Below are 16,089 nucleotides of genomic sequence, written 5' to 3'. Positions count from 1 at the left end.
GCCATGGACCGCAGGATCTTCGGCCTGGAGACCGAGTACGGCGTCACGTGCGCGTCCGACGACGGGCGCGGGCTCTCCGCGGACGAGGTCGCGCGCTACCTGTTCCGCAAGGTCGTCGCGTGGGGCCGGTCGTCGAACGTGTTCCTGCGCAACGGCTCGCGCCTGTACCTCGACGTGGGCTCGCACCCCGAGTACGCGACCGCCGAGTGCGACGACGTGCGCCAGCTCGTCGCGTACGACCGCGGGGGAGAGCGGATCCTCGAAGGGCTCGTGGCCGACGCGCAGCAGCGCCTCGAGCACGAGGGGCTGCCCGGGCGCATCCACCTGTTCAAGAACAACACCGACTCGGCGGGCAACTCGTACGGGTGCCACGAGAACTACCTCGTGCGTCGTCAGGGCGACTTCTCGCGGCTGTCGGACGTGCTCGTGCCGTTCCTCATCACCCGGCAGGTGCTCACGGGCGCGGGCAAGGTGCTGTCCACGCCTCGTGGCGCGGTGTACTGCCTCTCGCAGCGTGCCGACCACATCTGGGAGGCTGTCTCGAGCGCGACGACCCGCTCGCGGCCCATCATCAACACGCGCGACGAGCCGCACGCGGACGCCGAGAGCTATCGGCGCCTGCACGTCATCGTCGGTGACTCGTCGATGGCGGAGACGACGACGATGCTCAAGGTCGGCACGACCGACCTCATCCTGCGCATGATCGAGGCCGGCCTGCCGATGCGCGACCTCGCGCTCGAGAACCCGATCCGCTCGATCCGCGAGATCAGCCACGACATGACGGGCAAGCATCCGGTGCAGCTCGCGAGCGGGCGCACGGTGACGGCCATCGACCTGCAGGGCGAGTACCTGCAGCGCGTCAAGGAGTTCGTCGAGTCGGGCGTCTCGCCGACGCCGGTCGTCAAGCAGGTCCTGGACCTCTGGGAGCGCGGGCTGCGCGCGCTCGAGTCGGGCGACCTGTCGCTCGTCGACCGCGAGCTTGACTGGGTCATCAAGTACCGCCTCATCCAGCGCTACCAGGCGAAGCACGGTCTCGAGCTCGACGACCCGCGCATCGCGCGCCTCGACCTCGCCTACCACGACATCTCGCGCACCGAGGGCCTGTACAACCTGCTGGCCGCGCGCGGCATGGTGGAGCGCGTGACGACGGACCTCGAGGTGTTCGAGTCGACCGCGGTCCCGCCCCAGACGACGCGCGCGAAGCTCCGCGGCGACTTCGTGCGCGCCGCGCAGGAGGCGCGTCGGGACTACACCGTGGACTGGGTGCACCTCAAGCTCAACGACCAGGCGCAGCGCACGGTGCTGTGCAAGGACCCGTTCCGCAGCGTCGACGAGCGCGTGGAACGACTCATCGAGTCGATGTGACCCTGCAGGACGTGATGTGAGAACTCCGCTCTTCGCGGCCGTGCCGCCCCTCGCGGGCACGCGGCCCGACCGTCGTCGTGCGCGTGGCCCCGCCGTCGCGATCGCGCTGCTCGGCGCGCTCGTCCTGGGCGCGTGCCAGGAGCCCGAGGACGCGACGCCGACGCCGCTCAACACCGAGCTGACCGTGGTCGGGTCCTCCGGCGCACCCCCGACGCTCGAGTACACCCCGCCGCTCGACGTGCCCGAGCCCCGCTCGGAGGTCGTGTGGCCCGGTGCCGAGGCCGAGCTCGTCGACGGCGGTCCGCTGCTGCTCAACCTGTACGCGCAGGACGTCCGCGACGGCACGGTCCTGCAGAACACGTACACGGACGCCCCCCGCTGGAGCACGCTCAGCGACGAGTCGGTCGGTCGTGATCTGCGGGACCTCCTGCGCGGGCAGCGCGTGGGGGCGCGCCTCCTGCGGGTGGAGGAGGACGACGGCGTGCCCGTCGCGCTCGTCGCCGACGTCCTGCCGACGCGCGCGTCCGGGGAACCGGTCGCGCCCGTGGAGGGCCTGCCCACCGTGACCCTCGCCGGCGACGGCGCACCGAGCGTGAGCGTCCCGTCCGAGTCCGCGCCCCCCGGGGGCCTGGTCGTCCAGCCCCTCGTCCGCGGGGACGGGGTGCAGGTCGAGCTCGGCCAGGTCGTCACCGTCCGGTACACCGGCGTGCGCTGGTCCGACGGCGCGGTCTTCGACTCGACGTGGACCGACGGCACGGCGCCGCTGTCCGTGATGATCGGGATCGGCGAGGTCATCGAGGGCTGGGAGCAGGGACTCCTCGAGCAGGCCGTGGGCAGCCAGGTCCTGCTCGTCGTCCCGCCCGACCTCGCCTACGGCGCGACCGCCAACCCGCTCGCGGGCGAGACGCTCGTCTACGTCGTGGACATCCTCGACGCGCACTTCCCGGTCACCGAGGAGGCCGCCACCGGCGGCGAGACCGGTGCCGCACCCGACACGACCGGCGAGGTGCCGGGAGACCAAGGAGACTCATGACCGTCGCGATCCGCGTCATCCCGTGCCTCGACGTCGACGCCGGGCGCGTCGTGAAGGGCGTGAACTTCGAGAACCTGCGCGACGCGGGCGACCCCGTCGAGCTCGCGTCCCGGTACGACGGGGAGGGAGCCGACGAGGTCACCTTCCTCGACGTGTCGGCGTCGTCCGGCAACCGCGGGACGACGTACGATGTCGTCCGGCGCACGGCCGAGCAGGTGTTCGTCCCGCTCACGGTCGGCGGCGGGGTGCGGTCGGCCGACGACGTCGACCGGCTCCTGCGCGCGGGCGCCGACAAGGTCGGGGTCAACACGGCGGCCATCGCCCGCCCGCAGCTCATCGCCGAGATCGCGGACCGCTTCGGCAGCCAGGTGCTCGTCCTGTCCGTCGACGCACGGCGGACGATCGGGGACGTGAGCACGGCGTCCGGCTACGAGGTCACGACCCACGGCGGCCGTCGCGGCACGGGCCTCGACGCGGTCGAGTGGGCCGCGCGGGCCGCGACCCTGGGGGCGGGCGAGATCCTGCTCAACTCGATGGACGCGGACGGCACGACGGCGGGGTTCGACCTCGAGATGCTCGCGGCGGTCCGGTCCGAGGTACGGGTACCCCTCATCGCGAGCGGGGGCGCCGGGACGCCCGAGCACTTCGTCGCGGCGGCGCGTGCGGGTGCCGACGCGGTGCTCGCGGCGAGCGTCTTCCACTTCGGTGCCCTCACGGTCGGTCAGGTGAAGGACGCGATGCGCGCGGCGGGCGTCGACGTGCGCTGAGCTGCCACGTCGCCCTCCGGCCCGAAGGACCGGAGGGAGATTTCCGTCGGGGCATGTCAGGGGCGCGTGAGAAGATCGGGCAACCCCCTGAACGAAAGACGAGGACCGTCCCGTGCCCGGCAGCAGGACGCGCCCGACAGGCGCCGACGCCCCGCCCGCCCCGACCCCCGGCCCGCCGGCCGACCCCCACCCGACGGCGGCCGCGTCCCGACCCGACGTCGGCCTTCCCGACGAACCGCGCGTCCGACGCCCGCACGGGCTCAGCGGTTCCCGCGTGCGGCGCTCGCTCGCGCTCATGGGCCGCGGGCTGCGCGACGAGCCGCGCACCTACGTCCTCGCCATCGGGTCCTCGGCGCTCTTCGGCGCGCTCACCGTCGCGGTGAGCAGCGCGATCGGCACCGTGACCGACGAGGTCGTCGTCCCGGCGATCGCGGGCGACGAGGCGGCACGCGGCCGCATCTGGATCGCCGGACTCGTCCTCGCGGGCATCGCGGTCTCGCTCGCCGCGAGCGTCGCCGCGCGCCGGGTCTTCGCCGGCAACGGGTACGCGGCCCTGCAGGCGCGGCACCGCACCGCGGTGACCCGCCAGTACCTGCGCCTGCCCATGTCCTGGCACCGCTCGCACCCCGCGGGTCAGCTCCTGTCCAACGCGAGCTCAGACGTCGAGGCCGCGACGGGCGTGTTCAACCCGCTGCCGTTCGCGCTCGGCGTCGTCGTCATGATCGGGGTCGCCGCGGTCATGCTGTTCCGGGTCGACGTGTGGCTCGCGTGCGCGGCGCTCGTCGTCATCCCCGTCGCGGTCGCCGTCAACGTCGTCTTCCAGCGCTACATGTCGCCCGCGATCACGCGCGCGCAGCAGCTGCGCGCCGAGGTGGCCGACGTCGCGCACGAGAGCTTCGAGGCCGCGCTCCTCGTCACCTCGCTCGGGACCGCCGACCGCGAGGAGCGCCGGTTCGCCGCGCGCACCGACGAACTGCGGGCCGCGAACGTGCGGGTCGGGGTCGTGCGCGCCTTCTTCGACCCGGCCATCGAGCTCCTGCCGTCTCTCGGCACCCTCCTCGTCCTCGGCGTGGGGACGCTGCGGCTGGTCGACGGCGACGTGGCCGCCGGGGACATCGTCACCGCCGCGTACCTGCTCACCGTCATGGCCGTGCCCGTCCGCGCCTTCGGCTGGGTCCTCGGCGAGCTCCCGCGCGCGCTCGTCGGCTACGAGCGCATCAGCCGCGTCATCGACAGCGGCGGCGTCCTGCGCCCGGGCACGAGGTCGCTCCCGTCCACCGGCTCCGGTCTCGGGGTCCGGCTCGAGGACGTCGGCGTGGACGTGCGCGCCGGCGGTCGCGACGCGACGCTCCTCGACGGCGTGCACCTCGACGTCGCGCCCGGGACCACGGTCGCCGTCGTCGGCCCGACCGGCGCGGGCAAGACGACCCTCGTCTCGCTCCTCGCGCGACTCTCCGACCCGTCCCGCGGCCACGTGCTGCTCGACGGCGTCGACGTGCGCGACGTGCGCGAGGCCGACCTCACCGGTCAGGTCGCGCTCGTCGCCCAGCAGGCGTTCGTCTTCGAGGACACGGTGCGCTCCAACGTCACGCTGGCCGACGCCGGCGCTGCCGGCCCCGACGACGAGCAGGTCTGGGAGGCGCTGCGCCTCGCCCGCGTGGACGACGTCGTCGCCCGCCTCCCCGAGGGCCTCGACGCGCCGCTCGGCGAGCGTGGGGCGAACCTGTCCGGCGGCCAGCGCCAGCGGCTCGCCATCGCGCGCGCCCTCGTGCGCCGACCGCGCCTGCTCGTCCTCGACGACGCGACGTCCGCGGTCGACCCGCGCGTCGAGCAGCAGATCCTCACCGGCCTCGCGCGCGGCGGGGCCGACCGGCCCACCGTCGTCATGGTCGCGTACCGCATGTCGAGCGTCGCGCTCGCGGACGTGGTCGTGCACGTCGAGTCGGGGCGGGTGGTCGACGTCGGGACGCACGACGAGCTGCTCGCGCGGGACGACGGCTATCGCGACCTCGCGACGGCCTACGCGCGCGAGGCCGAGCGGCGCGAGCACGAGCGCGAGGACGCGGCCGACGACCTGGTGCGTCATGAGGACGAGGAGACGGCGGACGTCGTGCGGAACGCCGAGAAGGGGGCGCTGGAGGAATGACGAGAACCACGACAGACCGTCGCGACGGCGAGGCGACCCGGACCTCCGCGGCGCCCGACGCGGCCGAGCGCGGCGCCGCCGGGGAGCGCATCGCGTCGGCGAGCTCGCTCGGCGTGCTCGCGACCCTGCGCCGGGGCGTGCAGGTCTCGCCGCAGATCCTCGACGGCATCTGGATCACGCTCACCCTCGCGGTCGCCGCCGCGCTGGGCCGCGTCGTCGTCCCGGTCACCGTGCAGCAGACGGTCGACACCGGGCTCATGGCGAGCGGCGGGCCGGACACCGGTCGCGTCGCGCTGCTCGCCTCCGTGGCCGCCGGCGTGCTGATCCTCGCGGGCCTGTGCTCGGCGCTCGTCAACGTGCGGCTCTTCCGATCGACCGAGGCCGGTCTGGCGACCATGCGCGTGCGCGCGTTCCGGCACGTGCACGACCTGTCGGTCCTCACCCAGAACACCGAGCGGCGCGGGTCGCTCGTCTCGCGCGTCACGAGCGACGTCGACACGATCTCCCTGTTCGTCCAGTGGGGCGGCATCATGCTGCTCGTGTCGGTGCTGCAGATCGGCGTCGCGACGGTGCTCATGGCCGTCTACTCCTGGCAGCTCACCCTCGTCGTCTGGGCGTGCTTCGTCCCGCTGTTCCTCGTGCTGCGGCCCGCGCAGGCGCGCGTCAACGACGCGTACACCCAGGTCCGCGCCCGTGTCGGGGCGATGCTCGGCGCGATCTCGGAGTCCGTCGTGGGCGCCGAGACGATCCGCGCCTACGGCGTCGGAGCGCGTACCGCGCGCCGCACCGACGTCGCGATCGACGCGACGCGCCGCGCGATGGTCCGCGCGCAGAAGCTCGTCGCGGTCGTGTTCTCCAGCGGCGTGCTCGTGGCGAACCTCGTGCTCTCGGTCGTCGTGGTGGTGGGGTCGCTCCTCGGCGTCGCGGGCGAGGTCTCGGTCGGCCAGCTCCTCGCGTTCCTGTTCCTCGTCCAGCTCTTCACCGGCCCGGTCCAGATGGCGACGGAGATCCTCAACGAGCTGCAGAACGCCGTCGCGGGCTGGCGCCGAGTCCTCGCGGTGCTCGAGACGCCCGTCGAGGTGGTCGACGCCGGCGAGGACGGCGTGCGCAGCCCGCGCGGGCCGGCGCACGTGCGCCTCGAGGGCGTGCACTTCGCGTACCCCGACGGTCCCGAGGTGCTGCACGGCGTCGACCTCGACCTGCCCGCGCGCGCCTCCGTCGCCGTCGTCGGCGCGACCGGCTCGGGCAAGACGACGATCGCCAAGCTTGTCACGCGCCTCATGGACCCGACGGCGGGGCGCGTCCTGCTCGACGGCGTCGACCTGCGCGACCTCGCCGTCGAGTCGCTGCGCGAGCGCGTCGTCCTCGTCCCGCAGGAGGGCTTCCTGTTCGACGGCACTCTCGCCGACAACGTCGCCTACGGCCTGCGGGGCGCGGCCGAGGAGGAGCCCGGGGACGCGCGACGCGCACGGATCGAGGCAGCGGTCGACCGGCTCGGGCTGACCGACTGGGTGGCCGACCTCCCCGACGGGCTCGACACGTCGGTCGGACAGCGCGGCGAGTCCCTGTCCGCCGGCGAGCGGCAGCTCGTCGCGCTCGTGCGCGCCTACCTCGCGGAGGCCGACCTGCTCGTCCTCGACGAGGCGACGTCCGCCGTCGACCCGGCGACCGAGGTACGCATCGCGCGTGCCCTCGCGTCGCTCACCGCAGGCCGCTCGACCCTGACGATCGCGCACCGCCTCTCGACCGCCGAGGCCGCGGACCTCGTCGTCGTCGTCGACTCCGGCCACGTCGTCGAGGTCGGCCACCACGCCGAACTGGTTGCGGCCGACGGCGTCTACGCGCACATGCACGACGCCTGGGTCTCGCAGACCCGCTGAGCGGCGTGCGGTTCGTTGGTGGGTCGCCGGGTCGTGGCCGGAGGGGCGGCCGTGCCGGGTCTACCATCCGCGCCGCTCGTTCCTCGCGTCGCTCCCGCCAGACCCGCCACGACCCGGCACGGCCGCCCCTCCGCCCACGCCCCGGCTCAGCCGCGTAGGCACGTCGCCCCGGGCGACTTGCCCGCGCCGTCCCGTCTGGCCCGACGTCCGGCGGGTGGCAGGGTGACGTGGGCTCGGGGAAGTCCGTGGCGGGTCGACGGACGAGCGGGCGGTGCGGCGTCGGCCCGCTTGGGGACGGGCCGTGGTGGGCCGACGGGCGAGCGGGTGGTGCGGCGTCGGATGCGAAGGGCGTAAGAGCCGCGCTCGTGAACGTACAGCCGAAAGACCAGGGCGACGGCGCGGCTAGCCCGAGCACCGACGGCGCACCGCCCGCGTACCCGACCACGAGCGCCCGGCCAGCCGCACGAGGGCCGGATGGTAGATCCGGCCCCACCACCCCGACCCACCGCGAAGGTGACCGTCTCACCCCGCACCACCGATCAGGCGAGACGCGGGTCCGGGCGAGGCCCGGCGTCTGGCAGGATTCTTGGGTGCCCGACTTCACGACCGGCCCGCAGACCACGACCGACTCCGCGCTCGCGCCCGAGATCGCGGCGCGCCTCAAGCGCGACGACGCGGGGCTCGTCGCGGCGATCGTCCAGCAGCACGACACGGGCCAGGTGCTCATGCTCGGGTGGATGGACGACGAGGCGCTGCACCGCACGCTGACGACCGGGCGCGTGACGTTCTGGAGCCGGTCGCGGCAGGAGTACTGGCGCAAGGGCGACACGTCGGGGCACGTGCAGGTCGTGCGGTCCGTCGCGCTCGACTGCGACGGGGACGCGCTGCTCGTGCGGGTGCACCAGGTCGGCGCCGCGTGCCACACCGGGACGCGCACGTGCTTCGAGGCCGGGGGAGACCTCGGCGCGGTCGTCGGCGCCCTGCCCGGCGAGCCTGCCGCACCCGCCGACACCGCGGCACCGGCACCCACGACGCACGACCCTGCGCAGACCGATCCCGAGGAGGAGAACCAGTGAAAGCGACTGCCGCCCAGGCCGAGCCCACCACCGTCCCGCCGGGCGGGCCCGCGTGGGGCGCGACGTGGCCGGCCGCCGACGGGTTCCGGGCGCTCGCGACGTCGCGTCGGGTCGTCCCGGTCGTGCGCCGGCTCCTCGCCGACGACGTCACGCCCGTCGGTCTGTACCGCACGCTCGCGCAGGGCCGCCCGGGCACGTTCGTGCTCGAGTCGGCGGAGTCGGACGGGCGGTGGGCGCGGTACTCGTTCGTCGGGGTCGCGTCGCGCGCGACGCTCACGGCGCGCGGCGGGCAGGCGGTCTGGTCGGGCGACGTGCCCGCGGGCGTACCGACGCAGGGTGACGTCGTGGACGTGCTGGAGGCGACGCTCGAGGCGCTGCGCACGCCCGCGGTCCGCGGCCTGCCGCCGCTCACCGGCGGGCTCGCCGGGGCGATCGGCTGGGACGTCATCCGGCACTGGGAGCCGACGCTCCCTTCCGACGCGCCGGACGAGCTCGGCGTCCCCGAGCTCACGCTGTGCCTCGCGACGGACCTCGCCGTGGTGGACCACGCCGAGGGCAGCGTGTGGCTCGTGGCGAACGCGATCAACTTCGACGACACGGACGAACGCGTCGACGAGGCCTACGCGGACGCGGTCGCGCGGCTGGACGCCATGCAGGAGCGGCTCGTCGCGGGTGGTGCGCACGTCGCGTCGGTCGTCGTCGACGGGGCGGAGCCGCAGCTGGAGTTCCGCTCGACGCGCGAGGAGTTCGAGGCCTCGGTCGTCGCGGGCAAGGACGCGATCCGTGAGGGCGAGGTGTTCCAGATCGTGCTGTCCCAGCGCCTCGACCTCGACTGCCCGGCCGAGCCGCTCGACGTCTACCGGGCGCTGCGCACGATCAACCCGAGCCCGTACATGTACTACTTCCAGCTGACCGACGCGGACGGGCGCGACTTCGCGGTCGTCGGGTCGAGCCCGGAGACGCTCGTCAAGGTCGAGGACGGGCACGTGACGACCTTCCCGATCGCCGGCTCGCGCCCCCGCGGCGCGACGCCGGAGGAGGACGTGGCGCTCGGCGAGGAGCTGCTCCAGGACCCCAAGGAGCTCGCCGAGCACATCATGCTCGTCGACCTCTCGCGCAACGACCTCGTCAAGGTGTGCGAGCCGACGTCGGTCGAGGTCGTCGAGTTCATGGCGACCAAGCGCTTCAGCCACATCATGCACCTGTGCTCGACCGTCGTCGGGACGCTGCGCGAGGGCGCGACCGCGCTCGACGCCTTCCGGGCGACCTTCCCGGCCGGCACGCTCTCGGGCGCGCCGAAGCCGCGCGCCATCGCCCTCATCGACGAGCTCGAGCCGGCGTCGCGAGGCATCTACGGAGGCACCGCGGGGTACTTCGACTTCGACGGCAACATGGACATGGCCATCGCGATCCGCACGGCGCTCCTGCGGGACGGCCGTGCGAGCGTCCAGGCGGGAGGCGGGATCGTCGCCGACTCGGTCCCCGCGCTCGAGTACGCCGAGTCGCGCAACAAGGCCGCGGCCGCCGTGCGCGCGGTCCAGGTCGCGTCGCGGCTGCGGGGGCTCGCGTGAGTGCCCCGACCCGCCGGACGTCGATCTGGCTCCTGCTGCTCCTGGGCGCGGGCACCCTCGCGGCGGCCGCCCCGACGTGGTCGCGCACGACGGGAGCGACGGCGCTCGACCCCCAGGTCGAGGTCGTGGTCTCCGGCACCGACGCGGCCCCAGGGGTGAGTGCCGCGGCGCTCGTCCTCGTCGCGGCCGCGCTCGCGCTCGGCCTCGTGGGGCGCGTGGGGCGCTGGGTCGTGCTCACGGTGGCGGCGGCCAGCGGCGTCGTGACGACGGTCGCGGCGCTCGGCGTCGCGCTCGACCCGGAGCCGAGCGCGCGCTCGGCCGTCGCGGACGCGACAGGTGTCACCGAGCTCACCGCACCCGTCGAGCTGACGGCGGCGCCGTGGGTCGCGGCCGTGCTCGGGGTGCTCACCGTCCTCGCCGTCGTGTGGGTCGTCGTCGGCTCGGGGTCGTGGTCGCGTGCCGGCACACGGCACGAGCGGGCCGCCGCGCCGGGCGCGCCGGGCACCGACGGCGGCGGGGACGTCGTCGAGCCGCGCCCGACGACGGGACCCGAGGGCGCCGCGTCCGGGGACGACCTCACCGACCACGACGCCTGGGACGCGCTGTCCCGCGGCGAGGACCCCACCGATCGCTGAACCTCCACCGGGCGGCCGAGGGGACGACCTCCCGAGCGGTCCGATAGGCTCTGAACACATCATGACGAAAGGCACGACCCTCATGGCCGAGAACCAGCAGACCACCGAGATCGCCTACCTGCCGCCCGCGGCGCCCCCCACGAACCACGGCCACACCGTCGCGGCCTGGTTCACGATGATCGGCATCATCGTCGGCACCCTGGTGGCCGCCGTCGGCGTCGTGATCCCGGCCGTGTGGCTGTTCTGGGTCGGCATGGGTGTCGTCCTGGCGAGCCTCGTCGGCGGGCTCGTGCTCCGCAACATGGGCTACGGCCAGAAGCAGGTCTCGCGTTGACTGTGCCGCCGGGCCCCGGGCCGCACGACCCCTCGACCCCCCAGGAGGGGTCGCAGGCACCGTACGGCTCACCGGCACCCGGCGGCCCTCCGCCGTTCCCGGGCGCACAGCCCTACCCGACCGGCCAGCCCTACCCGGGCGCGGCCTACGGTGCCCCGGCGTACTACCCGAAGAACAACCTCGCCGTGTGGTCGCTGGTGCTCGGCATCGCGGCTTTCATCCTGAGCTGTGGGCTGTTCACGGGCATCCCCGCGGTCATCGTGGGCAACATTGCCAAGCGCGCCGTGGCGGAGGGTCAGGCGAACAACGACGGCATGGCGACGGCGGGCATCATCCTGGGCTGGGTCGCGATCGGTCTGTCGGTCCTGAGTCTCGTCCTGCTTCTCGCCTTCTTCCCGGCGTTCCTCGCCTGGGTCGAGACGATCCCCGACCAGACCGCCTACTGACGGGCGGCGCGGCATGGCGTCCGAGTCCGTCCGCCACCGGGGACTGCCGCGAGGTGCGTTCGCACCGCTCGCGGCGGGGGCCGTCGTCGCGCTCGCGACGGCGTACGTCGGGCTCGTCGACCCGAACCGGCCCGGCCACTACGTCACCTGCCCGCTGCTCGCGCTCACGGGCCTGGCGTGCCCCGGATGCGGCGGGCTCCGGGCCACGCACGACCTCGTCCACCTCGACCTCGCGGCAGCCTGGGCCATGAACCCGCTCTGGGTGGTCGCGGCGCCCGTGCTCGTCGTGCTCTGGGCGGTGTGGCTCGTGCGCGCGTTGCGGCGCCGAGCGGCGCCGCGAGTCCCGGCGGTCGCGGCATGGGTCTTCCTCGCGGTTCTCGTCGCCTTCGGCGTGCTGCGCAACGTCCCCGCGCTCGTCCCGTGGCTCGGCCCGGCGGGCGCCTGACCAGAGCAGACCCGCCGGGGTCCTCGTCTCGTGGGCTGAACCGTGGTCATCGTCACGCGAGGTCGGCCCTACGATGGCTGGTATCTCCCTGTCAATGGGTCGGCCTGAACCTGTGGGTGCACGGCGGCCGACCGGCCCGGCGGGGACGAGGACGAGCACGGGGAGTGGTGGGACGATGACTGTTCTGGACGACATCGTCGCCGGTGTGCGCGAGGATCTCGCGGTGCGCCAGGCGTCGACCTCGCTGGACGAGCTGAAGGAACGCGCCCACCGTGTACCCGGGGCGCTCGAGTGCGTGAGCCGGCTCAAGGCCGACGACGCCGTCGCGATCATCGCGGAGGTCAAGCGGTCGAGCCCCAGCAAGGGCGCTCTCGCGACGATCTCCGACCCTGCCGAGCTCGCGGGCGAGTACGAGAAGGGCGGCGCGTCCGCGATCTCCGTGCTCACCGAGCAGCGACGGTTCAACGGCAGCCTCGCCGACCTCGACGCGGTCCGCGCGAAGGTCGACGTCCCCGTGCTGCGCAAGGACTTCGTCGTGACGCCGTACCAGGTGTGGGAGGCGCGGGCGCACGGCGCCGACATCGTGCTCCTCATCGTCGCGGCGCTCGAGCAGACGGTGCTCACGTCGCTGGTCGAGCGCGTGCACTCGCTCGGTATGACCGCGCTCGTCGAGGTGCACACGGTCGACGAGGTCTCGCGCGCGCTCGACGCCGGTGCGCGCGTCATCGGCGTGAACTCGCGCGACCTCAAGACGCTCGACGTGGACCGGACCACCTTCGCGCGCCTCGCCCCCGCCATCCCGGACGAGGTCGTCCGCGTCGCCGAGTCCGGCGTGCGCGGCCCGCACGACGTCATGGACTACGCCCGCTCGGGCGCGCACGCGGTGCTCGTCGGCGAGGCGCTCGTGACGGACGACGCCCCGCGGTCGTCCGTCGCGGACCTCGTCGCCGCCGGGGCGCACCCGTCGCTGTGGTCCGTGCGGCCCTGAGGCACGACGGCACCGTCCGTCACGCCGCAGGCGCCGCGCCCCGGCCCAGCAGACCCCACCACGCAGGAGGACCGGCCCCGTGCCCGACTCGACACCATCGACCACCCACCGGAGCGGCGAGCACTCCGTGCGCGCCGACCTGACGCGCTCCCTCGCGACCCAGGAGGGCCCCTACTTCGGCGAGTTCGGCGGCCGCTTCGTCCCCGAGGCACTGATCGCCGCGCTCGACGAGCTCGAGACCGACTACCGCAAGGCGCTCGACGACCCGGCCTTCGTGGGCGAGCTCGCGCGGCTGCACCGCGAGTACACGGGCCGTCCGAGCCCGCTCACCGAGGTCCCGCGGTTCGCCCAGCACGCCGGCGGCTCGCGCGTGTTCCTCAAGCGCGAGGACCTCAACCACACCGGCTCGCACAAGATCAACAACGTGCTCGGCCAGGCGCTGCTCGTCAAGCGCATGGGCAAGACGCGCGTGATCGCCGAGACCGGCGCCGGGCAGCACGGTGTCGCGACGGCGACGGCCGCAGCGCTCCTCGACCTCGACTGCGTCGTGTACATGGGCGAGGAGGACACGAAGCGCCAGGCGCTCAACGTCGCGCGCATGCGCCTGCTGGGCGCCGAGGTCGTCCCCGTGACGATCGGGCAGCGCACGCTCAAGGACGCGATCAACGAGGCGCTGCGCGACTGGGTCGCCAACGTCGACACCACGCACTACCTGCTGGGCACCGTGACGGGCCCGCACCCGTTCCCCGAGATGGTGCGCGAGTTCCACCGCATCATCGGCGAGGAGGCGCGCACGCAGATCCTCGACCGCATCGGGCGGCTGCCGGACGCGCTCGCGGCGTGCGTCGGCGGCGGGTCCAACGCGCTCGGTCTCTTCAACGCGTTCCTCGACGACGAGGGCGTCGAGCTCTACGGGTTCGAGGCGGGCGGCGAGGGGATCGAGAGCGGGCGGCACGCGGCGCGGTTCAGCGGCGGCGCCCCGGGCGTCCTGCACGGCGCGCGCTCGTACCTGCTCCAGGACGAGGACGGCCAGACGCTCCCCAGCCACTCGGTCTCGGCCGGGCTGGACTACCCGAGCGTAGGCCCCGCGCACTCGTGGCTCCACGACCTGGGACGCGCCACCTACCAGCCGGTGACGGACTCGGAGGCGATGGACGCGTTCCGGCTGCTGTGCCGCACCGAGGGCATCATCCCGGCCATCGAGTCGGCGCACGCGCTCGCGGGTGCGCTGCGCGTAGGGCGTGAGGCGGCCGCGGCAGGCCGGACCGACCACGTCATCCTGGTCAACCTCTCCGGGCGCGGGGACAAGGACGTCGCGACCGCCGCCCGGTGGTTCGACCTCGTGGACGACGACGCGATCGCCGAGACGGCGACGGGCACGGAGGGACAGCTGTGAGCGCGGCCCAGACCAAGGACGCTCTCGCGGCGCCGACCGCCGCGACGTCGTCGGTCACCGCGCGCCGCCTGCTCGAGCTCCGGGCGGAGGGACGCGCCGCGCTCGTCGGGTACCTGCCGGTCGGGTTCCCGAGCGTCGACCGCTCGATCGAGGCGGCCCTCGCGCTCGTCGAGTCCGGCGTGGACGTGCTCGAGCTCGGCATCCCGTACACCGACCCGGTGATGGACGGCCCGGTCGTCCAGGCGGCCGCGCAGGCCGCGCTCGACGGCGGGGCGCGGGTCGCGGACGTGTTCCGCGTCGTCGCCGCGCTCACGGAGCGCACGGGCGGGCGCGTGCCCGTCCTCGTCATGACGTACTGGAACCCGGTCCTGCGCTACGGCGTGGACGCGTTCGCGCGTGACCTCGCCGCCGCCGGGGGAGCGGGGCTCATCACGCCCGACCTGATCCCGGACGAGGGGCGCGCCTGGATCGAGGCCGCGGACGCCCACGGGCTCGACCGCGTGTTCCTCGTCGCGCCGAGCTCGACACCCGAGCGGCTGCAGCTCACGGCCCGCGCCTCGCGCGGATTCGTCTACGCCGCCTCGACGATGGGCGTCACGGGCGTGCGCTCGGAGGTCGGACCGCAGGCGGAGCGGCTGGTCGCGGACACCCGCGCAGCGGGTGCAGACCTGGTCTGCGTCGGCCTGGGCGTCTCCACGGGCGACCAGGGTGCGCAGATCGGGCGCTACGCCGACGGCGTCATCGTCGGCTCCGCGTTCGTCCGCCCGCTGCTCGGCGACGCGCCGTGGGACGAGCGGCTCGCGGCCCTGCGGTCCGTCGCCGGGTCGATCGCCGCGGGCGTCCGGTCCGGGAGGCACGCGGCCGACGACGGTCCCGCTCCGACCGGTGCGACGACGTCCGGCGAGGTGGTCGCATGAGCGCCGCGCTCGCCGTCGGACAGCTCGTGGAGGCCGCGGGCGTCCTGCCCGCCGCCATCCCGAGCCCGCCCCAGCACACGTGGTACCTCGGCCCGTTCCCGATCCGGGCGTACGCGCTCGCGATCCTCGCCGGCATCGGCGTCGCGCTGTGGCTCACGCGACGACGCTGGGTCGAGCGCGGGGGAGAGGCCGACGACGTCCTGGAGATCGCCTTCTGGGCGGTGCCGTTCGGCATCGTCGGCGGGCGCATCTACCACGTCTTCTCGACGCCGGACCCGTACTGGGGCCCCGACGGCGACCCGGTGCGCGCGCTCTACGTGTGGGAGGGCGGCCTGGGCATCTGGGGCGCCGTCGCGCTCGGCGCGGTCGGTGCCTACATCGGGTGCCGTCGCCAGCGCGTGCGGTTCGCGGCGTTCGCCGACGCGCTGGCTCCCGGGCTGCTGCTCGCCCAGGCCGTCGGGCGGCTCGGCAACTGGTTCAACCAGGAGCTCTTCGGGTCGCCCACCACGCTCCCGTGGGGTCTGCGCGTCGACGACTCGGTGGCCGCGGCAGCCGGGTACCCACCGGGCACGCTCTTCCATCCGACGTTCCTGTACGAGATGGTCTGGAACATCGGTGCTGCCCTGCTCCTGATCTATCTGGACCGCCGGTTCCGGCTCGGTCACGGTCGGGTATTCTGGCTCTACGTCTTCGTCTACACGCTGGGTCGGGTGTGGATCGAGATGCTGCGCATCGACGAGGCCGAGCTCGTCCTCGGCCTGAGGCTGAACGTCTGGACCTCGATCCTGGTCGGCGTCGGTGCGTTGATAGCGTTTGTCGTGATCGGGCGCCGGCATCCCGGGCGTGAGGAGACGGTGTTCCTCGACGCTCCGGACGACGCGCCCGCCACGGAGTCCGAGGAGCCGGTCGAGCAGTCGACCGACGACGAGGACACCGAGCAGACCAAGGACTCCGACGAATCGGAGGAGTCCGAACCGGCAGATGCCGCGCGACCAGACCCCGGTCGTTGAGCGTCCGTCATTCATCGGCGAATCCGCCGGGCGACCGCCCGGTGGGTTCTGTCATGTCCGAAGGGCCGACGACGTCCCGA

At 73.9% G+C, this 16,089-nt stretch carries 14 protein-coding genes and 1 pseudogene; all 15 read left to right on the top strand.

The genetic code is table 11. The features are described from left to right. Positions 1-3 precede the first annotated feature (3 nt). On the top strand, positions 4-1,365 hold the full coding sequence (gene pafA / locus AC4H2H_RS02470) for a Pup--protein ligase (protein WP_494369228.1): 1,362 nt from the start codon (positions 4-6) through the stop codon (positions 1,363-1,365). Between the two features lie 16 nt (positions 1,366-1,381). After that, positions 1,382-2,398 carry an FKBP-type peptidyl-prolyl cis-trans isomerase gene (locus AC4H2H_RS02465; RefSeq protein ID WP_494369227.1) on the top strand — a complete coding sequence of 339 codons (1,017 nt, stop codon included), beginning with the start codon at positions 1,382-1,384 and terminating at the stop codon, positions 2,396-2,398. Continuing rightward, positions 2,395-3,165, top strand: a complete 771-nt coding sequence (gene hisF / locus AC4H2H_RS02460) for an imidazole glycerol phosphate synthase subunit HisF (protein WP_494369226.1) — start codon at positions 2,395-2,397, stop codon at positions 3,163-3,165. Before AC4H2H_RS02465 ends, hisF begins: the two co-directional genes overlap by 4 nt. Positions 3,166-3,460: 295 nt before the next feature. Further along, positions 3,461-5,311, top strand: a complete 1,851-nt coding sequence (locus AC4H2H_RS02455; RefSeq protein WP_494369348.1) for an ABC transporter ATP-binding protein — start codon at positions 3,461-3,463, stop codon at positions 5,309-5,311. After that, positions 5,308-7,191, top strand: coding sequence for an ABC transporter ATP-binding protein (locus AC4H2H_RS02450; RefSeq protein ID WP_494369225.1), 1,884 nt, complete (start codon positions 5,308-5,310; stop codon positions 7,189-7,191). The genes AC4H2H_RS02455 and AC4H2H_RS02450 overlap by 4 nt, the downstream gene beginning before the upstream one ends. Positions 7,192-7,781: 590 nt before the next feature. Continuing rightward, positions 7,782-8,171, top strand: a pseudogene (gene hisI / locus AC4H2H_RS02445) (phosphoribosyl-AMP cyclohydrolase); the annotation flags it as partial. A gap of 92 nt (positions 8,172-8,263) precedes the next feature. Beyond that, a complete protein-coding gene (locus AC4H2H_RS02440) occupies positions 8,264-9,838 on the top strand; it encodes an anthranilate synthase component I (protein ID WP_494369224.1) in 1,575 nt (524 codons plus the stop codon). Beyond that, entirely contained in the window at positions 9,835-10,473 is a 639-nt protein-coding gene (locus AC4H2H_RS02435; RefSeq protein WP_494369223.1) for a Trp biosynthesis-associated membrane protein, read from the top strand. The genes AC4H2H_RS02440 and AC4H2H_RS02435 overlap by 4 nt, the downstream gene beginning before the upstream one ends. Positions 10,474-10,534: 61 nt before the next feature. After that, positions 10,535-10,807, top strand: a complete 273-nt coding sequence (locus AC4H2H_RS02430; RefSeq protein WP_494369222.1) for an HGxxPAAW family protein — start codon at positions 10,535-10,537, stop codon at positions 10,805-10,807. Positions 10,808-10,809: 2 nt separating this feature from the next. Beyond that, complete coding sequence (locus AC4H2H_RS02425) at positions 10,810-11,253, top strand: DUF4190 domain-containing protein (RefSeq protein WP_494369347.1); 444 nt, start codon at positions 10,810-10,812, stop codon at positions 11,251-11,253. A 13-nt stretch (positions 11,254-11,266) separates the two neighbouring features. Beyond that, positions 11,267-11,698 carry a DUF2752 domain-containing protein gene (locus AC4H2H_RS02420; RefSeq protein ID WP_494369221.1) on the top strand — a complete coding sequence of 144 codons (432 nt, stop codon included), beginning with the start codon at positions 11,267-11,269 and terminating at the stop codon, positions 11,696-11,698. A gap of 175 nt (positions 11,699-11,873) precedes the next feature. Further along, positions 11,874-12,686 carry an indole-3-glycerol phosphate synthase TrpC gene (trpC, locus tag AC4H2H_RS02415; protein ID WP_494369220.1) on the top strand — a complete coding sequence of 271 codons (813 nt, stop codon included), beginning with the start codon at positions 11,874-11,876 and terminating at the stop codon, positions 12,684-12,686. Positions 12,687-12,813: 127 nt separating this feature from the next. Next, positions 12,814-14,082 carry a tryptophan synthase subunit beta gene (gene trpB, locus AC4H2H_RS02410; protein ID WP_494369346.1) on the top strand — a complete coding sequence of 423 codons (1,269 nt, stop codon included), beginning with the start codon at positions 12,814-12,816 and terminating at the stop codon, positions 14,080-14,082. Then, complete coding sequence (gene trpA / locus AC4H2H_RS02405; RefSeq protein WP_494369219.1) at positions 14,079-14,999, top strand: tryptophan synthase subunit alpha; 921 nt, start codon at positions 14,079-14,081, stop codon at positions 14,997-14,999. Before trpB ends, trpA begins: the two co-directional genes overlap by 4 nt. Beyond that, positions 14,996-16,009 carry a prolipoprotein diacylglyceryl transferase gene (lgt, locus tag AC4H2H_RS02400; RefSeq protein ID WP_494369218.1) on the top strand — a complete coding sequence of 338 codons (1,014 nt, stop codon included), beginning with the start codon at positions 14,996-14,998 and terminating at the stop codon, positions 16,007-16,009. The genes trpA and lgt overlap by 4 nt, the downstream gene beginning before the upstream one ends. Positions 16,010-16,089 lie beyond the last annotated feature (80 nt).

Source organism: Cellulosimicrobium sp. BMG9.22 (assembly GCF_059159975.1).
This window is presented reverse-complemented; position numbering and strand designations above follow the sequence as displayed.

Coding starts and splice junctions, on each gene's coding strand:
- pafA (WP_494369228.1), top strand. CDS start 4: ATGGACCGCAGGATCTTCGGCCTGGAGACCGAGTACGGCGTCACGTGC.
- hisF (WP_494369226.1), top strand. CDS start 2,395: ATGACCGTCGCGATCCGCGTCATCCCGTGCCTCGACGTCGACGCCGGG.
- trpC (WP_494369220.1), top strand. CDS start 11,874: ATGACTGTTCTGGACGACATCGTCGCCGGTGTGCGCGAGGATCTCGCG.
- AC4H2H_RS02455 (WP_494369348.1), top strand. CDS start 3,461: ATGGGCCGCGGGCTGCGCGACGAGCCGCGCACCTACGTCCTCGCCATC.
- lgt (WP_494369218.1), top strand. CDS start 14,996: ATGAGCGCCGCGCTCGCCGTCGGACAGCTCGTGGAGGCCGCGGGCGTC.
- AC4H2H_RS02450 (WP_494369225.1), top strand. CDS start 5,308: ATGACGAGAACCACGACAGACCGTCGCGACGGCGAGGCGACCCGGACC.
- AC4H2H_RS02420 (WP_494369221.1), top strand. CDS start 11,267: ATGGCGTCCGAGTCCGTCCGCCACCGGGGACTGCCGCGAGGTGCGTTC.
- AC4H2H_RS02430 (WP_494369222.1), top strand. CDS start 10,535: ATGACGAAAGGCACGACCCTCATGGCCGAGAACCAGCAGACCACCGAG.